General features: G+C 56.2%; 5 protein-coding genes. 4 read left to right on the forward strand and 1 reads right to left on the reverse strand.

The genetic code is table 11. From position 1 onward, the window contains the following. The first annotated feature begins 41 nt into the window (after positions 1-41). The 4 genes from APH30_RS14525 to APH30_RS28750 all read left to right on the forward strand — a co-directional run bounded on the left by APH30_RS14525 (position 42) and on the right by APH30_RS28750 (position 4,247). A complete protein-coding gene (locus tag APH30_RS14525; protein WP_054912935.1) occupies positions 42-2,837 on the forward strand; it encodes an LPD7 domain-containing protein in 2,796 nt (931 codons plus the stop codon). A 35-nt stretch (positions 2,838-2,872) separates the two neighbouring features. Next, positions 2,873-3,382, forward strand: coding sequence for a hypothetical protein (locus APH30_RS14530; protein ID WP_054912936.1), 510 nt, complete (start codon positions 2,873-2,875; stop codon positions 3,380-3,382). An 84-nt stretch (positions 3,383-3,466) separates the two neighbouring features. Next, positions 3,467-3,871, forward strand: a complete 405-nt coding sequence (locus APH30_RS14535; protein ID WP_054912937.1) for a hypothetical protein — start codon at positions 3,467-3,469, stop codon at positions 3,869-3,871. After that, entirely contained in the window at positions 3,864-4,247 is a 384-nt protein-coding gene (locus APH30_RS28750) for a hypothetical protein (RefSeq protein WP_148043844.1), read from the forward strand. The genes APH30_RS14535 and APH30_RS28750 overlap by 8 nt, the downstream gene beginning before the upstream one ends. Positions 4,248-4,286: 39 nt before the next feature. On the opposite strand, the gene APH30_RS14540 is transcribed toward APH30_RS28750, so the two are convergent. Then, positions 4,287-7,092, reverse strand: a 2,806-nt coding sequence (locus APH30_RS14540; RefSeq protein WP_177333732.1) for a DEAD/DEAH box helicase family protein, incomplete at its 5' end; no start/stop codon positions are given.

Below are 7,092 nucleotides of genomic sequence, written 5' to 3' on the forward strand. Positions count from 1 at the left end.
GCAACGGACTACCCCACCATCCGGAAGGAGGCAGGATTGCCATGAGCGAAGAAAGCGAAGCCTTGATGCAAGAGTTCCGCCAGGCTGTTTATGAGCGATTGAATTCGCCACAGGCAGCTGAGGCCTCTCCCCGTGAAGCTATTGTGCGTCGTGCTGAGGCGTACCAGGCCTGGCTGAATAGCCCACCATCCGAAGATGAAGCCGCGGCCGTGCCTACTGCGTTGGTCAGACATTGGGTCGCTGCAGACCTGTCGTCATGGCGCTCGATTGACGCCAAGAATACAGCTGATGCAGCAACTACCGTTTATCAGAATATTTTCGCATACGATACATATGCGGAATTGCTAAAGGAACTAGACCAGACCCTTTACAGCGAAATTATTTCGCGATTGGAGGGGCATGAAGCATTCGGTAACGGTTTTGGGCGGGGAAATCCTGATCTAGATCAAGAAACTGTTGATCAGGATCCAAAAATCCAGATCAGCGAGCTTTTGAAGGACATCACCTACAAGGAGCGGCGCGACGGCAGCGTCCTCTATTCCCTCCATGAGAAGCCCATTTTCATCGACCATGGGCAGCAAATCCTCATGGTGGCTGAAGCCAAAGATGATGAGATGGCCATCCTGGCCGGCCTCTACATGGCTAAACAGAAGTTCGGTGGCTCAATCGAGCTTACGGGCAGTGAAGAATTCAAGCGCCGAGCGATCGAAGTTCTGATCAAACATGAGGTTCCGGTCGAACTCAACAACCCTGCCCAGGAAGCCATTCGACGCGAGCTGCTCGGCTTGCCTCCCATAGCGGCTGTACCAGACAAAAACGCCCCGGAAGCTGAAACGCCGAAGCCGTCAGATGAAGCGACCGGTGAGAAGGTGGGCACCCCCAGTGAAGGGCCGACGACATCCGCAGAACCGGCCGCAACCGATCCAACCCCTGTTAATGCCCGCGAGGGTGTGATCGTCGATTTCGGGCCGGCGCCCTATCTCTTCGACAAGAAGCAGAGCAAAAGCTTCTTCGTGAAATTGCGCAATAGCGACGGCGAAGAACGTGTTACCTGGGGAGTGGACCTTTCTCGAGTGTTCCGCGAAAACGACATTGCTCCAGGCGATACCGTCGCATTGAACAACCTGGGACGTAAGCAGGTAACTGTAGAAGTGCCTGTGCGTGGTAGCGATGGCCGTGTAGAGCGCTACGAAGAGAAAACGGTTCATCGCAATGAATGGGAAGCCGTTCTGCTTGCTAAAGCAGATCTAGAGCAGGCCCCTCCAGTCGAACCCTTGGCCGTTGAGTCCCTGACAGTGGCTGGGCGGGATGCGAGATTCGTTGAGTCAGTCGGTCTGCCCGGTGATATCAATGACTACCCCGATTTGCTGCCGTATCGGGCCGAGGATCATGCAATGGCCGTCATGTGGGAACATGACCGCTCACCGGAAGGATTGCAGACAATCGAAAGCTGCATGGCCGAAGCAAAATACCGCGCTGCTTTCCAAGCCAAGCTTGAGAGTGAGGTCGGTAAGCTCAATACGCACTTCCGCGGGCAGATGGAAGCATCCGAGGGTTACGCCATCGCCAGAGAGCTGCTGGCGGACGCTGAGAAGCGCTTTGGACCACTGCCAGAGGCTGGCAGCGATGTGTTTGATCGGATGGTCCAGTTAGAAAATTCCTGGGATCCAGAAGAAGTCATCAAGGCGATTGAACAGTCTGATGCGGCTTACCTGACTGCTCTGGAAACCCATCAAGGCGCAGATCAGGGGCCGAGTTCCCCATCCGATACGGCGCCGGCAGAAGTGTTGGAGTCATTCGCGCTAGATAGCCCTAGAACACTGGAACGTTCAGCAGAGGACGCCCTTCATGGTGATGAAGTGGAGCTTGGTGATGTAGCTGCAGCCGCGGTCGAGCATCAACATTTCCAGGCAACCGAGGGAGTGCAATTTGGCGAATCCGATCTGCAACGGGCGGAAAACCTTGTTGCGGTAAACGCCGCTGTCTGGTGGCGGGATCAGTCGGAGGCCATCAACACCTGGAGCAAGTCGCTCGAAGAGCTGGAGCACGACCTGGCCGCTCTTGGACCAGAGCCAGCGACCGACCAGTACTACTGGTTCGACAAGACAGGCCGTCCTGTTCCTGCACCAGTGAATGAGTACGACTGGATCATGGCCAATTCCTTCATCAAGGATGAGCCCACCCCCCTTCCCGAGATTGAAGGCTTCGGCGCTGGCCTTCATGGCAGTTCGAGCAACTCCGGTGTTCCCGGAGACATTCCCGGCGCTACAACCAGTGATTCAACCACTCCTCAGGAGGTCGGTATGGCAAACGCTGACAGCAATGCGGAACAGAAACTCATCCTTCGCGGTGTGACCAAGCTGGATAACGACCAGTACGACACCACAGTGCTCCTCTACCAGGGCAGCGGTGATTACCTGCAAGGGTACGTGAAGATCAACGGCGAGAAGCACCAGGTGCTCGCGTTTATCAACGAGCGGCACCCCGAACCTGGAACTGGTGAGATCAAGCCCAATTTCATCACCCTGTCCCAGCCGAACAATGATGGCAGCGACCAGAAATGGACGCAAATCGGATTTGGTAACGCAGTCAATCGGCGCGGCGACGGGAAAGCTGTGTACTTCGACGAGGTGCTTTTCAACGTCGATAACCAGATCCTCAAGGCGAAGGTCACCAAGCACGTTGATGCGGATATGCACCGTAAGCTGGGTTTCCTTGAGCAACGAAAAGAGCGGGAGAAATCGAGCGCCTCCCCAAAGCCCGAAGCGCCGGCACAGCCCGCGATGGCACAGCCAAGCCCGGCGCAAACCACCGTTAAACCCCGGGCTCGAGCTTGATGCTCCTGGCCGCTGAATGTTCTTGGAGGACTGGTATGAAAACACTGACCCGCGCGTTATTCGTTGTGTTGCTGCTGAGCTCGGCTGTGACAGCCAATGCTGCCACCTGCCGTAGCGGCGAGGCTGCAGTGCGTGGTGGTGAGGCCGGCCTGGCCCGAGATCAGGACGCGGCCGACACCACACAAACAGCAGCGCAAACATCGTCTGACATTCTGGGGAAATGTGTCGGGGGGATCACTGGCATTTTCAGCACAACCTCGTTCCCCGATCTGTCTGCCATCTGGCAGATGATCAAGGACAAGGTTTGCTCGATCGCCAGCTCGTCGGTCAACGGTGTGATCTCCGAAGTCAACGGCCAGATCAATGGTGTCATGAGTGAGGTGAATGGCGCGGTAACCGATGCCGTGAATCAGACCGGTGTCAACGACACAGGTCTTGGTACCGTGGTGGGTAGCGGTGATACGCACATCAGCAACCCCGTCGAGGTTGGACACACGAGTGACCCGGCGGATTCATCGACTAATTGGAATGAAGTCTGGAAGTAAATGCCATGGAGCCCGCGATAGCGGGCTTTTGGTTTGCGGAGTGCAGGTTACGGCACGCGCAGTAACGGCAAAGGAGGACCAGCCATGGGCGAAGTTTTTGTCAGCACAGTTCATCCGGCCTTGGGCAGGCTGTACTGGGTTTACACATCCAACGCAGATTGCAATTACCCCGATCATTACAGCTTGACCGATTGGAGCGAGCTTGCCACTCGATTCCCCAAGGGGTGGCGGGACCATCAGTACTACCACTGGAAACACCGCTCCCACATTTCGCAGGTCTTTGAGCCAGAAGACCCTTACGGTGATTACTTCGAGCAATATGAGGAGGAAGAAGCCGGGGGAGTTCTGGAGCAGCGGCTATCGGGTTTGCTTGCTAACCTGCAGGAGAAAAGTGGGCAGACTGTTGAGGAATTCAGGCATTGGATGTTTCGGGCAACCTGGGTTGACGTCCCTGCCCTTTGCATCGTCGAGAATTGTGCTTATGGATGAAGAATTTAAGAATCGACTAGAAGAGCGTTGGCTGGATCATCAGGTCGCCTTGAATAGCACGATTGCGGCTCTAAAGGCTGACCCCGCTAACCGTTATGCTTTGGTCAAAGCCTGGGCGGTCTTTGTAGCAAAAATTTCCCTGCATTCACTTGTAGGAAGCGCGGCTTTTTTGCTCGCCGTTTACGTGGCAGTGGCCTATCCCTACGGCTGGGTTCCCAGTTCAGTAGAGCTCGTGCTTCAAACTTGGACGGTGGTTGCATTGATGGGCGCTCCAATCCCGCTGCTCGCCCTTTCGGCCCCTGTTCGTTACTGGGAAACACGAGCCGCCGAGGTGATGAGGGAAACAGACCTCCCATCAACGCACAGAACATTCTGAAAGCAGAAATGAAAAGGGCGCCTCAGGCGCCCTTTTACATTACGCCCGCATTTTACTCCGCCCTGGTGCTGCGGAACCCTGCAGGAGGACTGATTTTGGCTCCCACTTGGACACATAGGAGTCATCAGCCTGCATCAGCTTCAGCTCCCTGAGCACATCCCGGGCATCCTCGCGCAGGTAGTCGAGTCTGGTCTGCTGCTGGAAGGGCTTCGCCTTCTCCTGGATCGCCTTGTTGAGCTCCGACAGCTCGCGTCCCCGTGTAGATTCGGCCTCATCCCTCCAACCTTCCAAACGCTCCAGGAAGTTGTCCATCCGGCTGATGAATCCACTAATGCTGAACTTGTCGTCGACGCGATACACCAGGTTGTCCGGCTCGTACGAGTCCCGGCCGGTGACGGTGAAGTGAATTTTCTGCCGCTCGCACGACACCTGAACTTCGAAACCACGATAGCTCCCAACGGGCACCAGCTCTGCGCGCTGGAACGTGTCTTCTGACCTGCGCTCGACGGCACGCTTCATTGCGCCGGCAAAAACTGCGGCCAGCCTTTCCTTGTCGGCGTCCTTAAACGTCCTGCCATTTGCCGAAAACTCGAATTCGGACTTGGTGCCGGCATTGCGACGCTCAATCTCACATGACCAGCGGGCGATTGCTCGATCGGCACGCGTGTCGGCATCACGCAGCCACGCAATGCGACTGTCAAGAGAGTGCTGGCCACGTTTGAAGTTGGAGAACAATGCTTCCACCTTCTTGAGGTCGGCCGCGATCTGCACCTGCTGGAAGATCAGAGGATTGCCAGTGGCGGCGGCTTTCATCTCGGCAGCATTGGCTGCTTCGCTGGCCACATCCTCGATCACTCGCTGGAGGCTGTCGCCCTTGCGGAACTGCTCGATGCCTGCCGCCTTGAACTCGATGGTCTGCCACATGCGGCTATCGTAGGTCTGCTTCGTCGCGTAGCGCAGAATCTCGATCTCGAATCCGTCAGGGTCCATCTCATAGAACAAATTACCTTGCCGCTCGATGCGGCCATCGCGTTGTTCCAAGTCGCTTGGGCGCCAGGGTGCATCTAGGTGATGCAGGGCAACCAGTCGACGTTGGACATTCATGCCGGCGCCCATCTTCGCCGTAGAGCCCAAGATGATCCTCACCTCACCGGCATTCATCTCAGCAAAGAGCTTGGCTTTCTGCAGGTCCGTGTTGGCCTCATGGATGTAGCGAATCTGGTTTGCCGGGATCCCTCGAGCAAGCAGCTTGGAGCGAATATCGTCGTACACGCTGAACGAGCTGGCCCCAGCCAGAATATCGTCCATCGATATCGAGGCCTCACCCTCCTCCTCATCCTCTGAGCTCACAGGAGCCTGTTCTGGACGTTTTGAACCCTTCGGTGTGGAAAGGTCGCAGAAAATCAGCTGCGTTCCTTTACGCTCGTCCCAGGCCTCCCAAATGCGGAACGCTTGATCGACACACGCGTTCACTTTGCTGCCCGCGAAATCCCCGGCTCCTGGATCGATAAGTCGGAAATCCAAACCCGCTTTGCGTGCGTCATTGGTGATTTTCAACGGATTATCGAGACGTGGGTCTTTCGGCAGATGCTCCATGCGATGGATGATGGATCCTTCGTTCCATGACTTGAATGTCGATCCATCCGCTTTCAGCAGGGGCTTACCATCTGTGTCCACTGCCTCCTGCTGAATGCCCATGTACCAGGCTTGAGCCTCAGATCGATCCACAATCACGTTCTGCGGGCGACCTCCTTTCAGTTTTGGTACCGGGAATCGGGTGCCGCGGGCTTCGGCCTGGTCCTGGAGGTCCTTGCGGGTGATCACATCGGCGAAGGTCCGATACATCGCTGTCAGCTCAGGAACGTTCTGGAACTTTGCAAAACGCGAGTTGAGCTTGTAGTTAACGCCGGTAGCGTCCAGCTCCCAACCAGTTACCACCTGACCGAAAGTCGAAGCCCAAGCATCGAAATGAATGATGCCCCGGGCTTTCATCTCGTCGTACTGCAGGTATCGCTGCACGGTATAGAGCTCAGCGATCGTATTGCTCAGTGGGGTACCTGTGGCAAGGAACACGCCGCGGCCGTCGTTCCGTTGCTGCAGGTAACGGCACTTAACGAAAAGGTCGAATGCCTTTTCCGAGCCTGCCAGATTCCCCAAGCCCGATACCCGACTTAGCGAGGTGGTGATGAACAGGTTCTTGAATTCCTGAGCCTCATCGACAACCAGGGCATCAACACCCAAATCGGCAAAGCTAACAGCTTGGTCCTTCGAACCGGTGTCGGCTTTCTTCTCCAGACGCTCGGTCATCCGTTCCTTCGCCTTCTCCATCTCTTTGATGGTCACACGATCGCCCTGGCTGCTCTTGAGGTCGAGAATCGCGTCCGTGAGGTCCTGGATCTGCTCCTGCAGCAACTCCTCGAGCGTTTCAGGTGGCATACCGATTTTTTTGAACGAGCTGTGCGCCACTACCACTGCATCCCAGTCCCCTGTAGCAATCCGGGCAAACAGCCGCTCGCGATTTTCTTTCTTGAAATCCGTCTTCTCTGCTACCAGCACGTTGGCGTTGGGATACAGATCGTAGAAGGCATCTTTCCACTGCAGTAGGAGATGGTTCGGTACCAGCACCATGGGCTTGCGGAACAGCCCCATCCGCTTGCTCTCCATCACCGTGCCGACGCACACGAGCGTCTTGCCGGCGCCGACCACGTGATCGAAAAGTGCTGTGCCGTCCTGAATGCCGCGCCAGATCGCGTCCTTCTGGTGTGGCCGGAGCGTGATGTCCAGCGAAGTACCAGGCAGCTGCAGATGTGATCCATCGTAGCGGCTAGGAATATTGGTGTTGAAG

It is taken from the genome of Pseudomonas sp. NBRC 111127, from assembly GCF_001320345.1.
Lineage (GTDB): Bacteria > Pseudomonadota > Gammaproteobacteria > Pseudomonadales > Pseudomonadaceae > Aquipseudomonas > Aquipseudomonas juntendi.

Coding starts and splice junctions, on each gene's coding strand:
- APH30_RS28750 (WP_148043844.1), top strand. CDS start 3,864: ATGGATGAAGAATTTAAGAATCGACTAGAAGAGCGTTGGCTGGATCAT.
- APH30_RS14530 (WP_054912936.1), top strand. CDS start 2,873: ATGAAAACACTGACCCGCGCGTTATTCGTTGTGTTGCTGCTGAGCTCG.
- APH30_RS14525 (WP_054912935.1), top strand. CDS start 42: ATGAGCGAAGAAAGCGAAGCCTTGATGCAAGAGTTCCGCCAGGCTGTT.
- APH30_RS14535 (WP_054912937.1), top strand. CDS start 3,467: ATGGGCGAAGTTTTTGTCAGCACAGTTCATCCGGCCTTGGGCAGGCTG.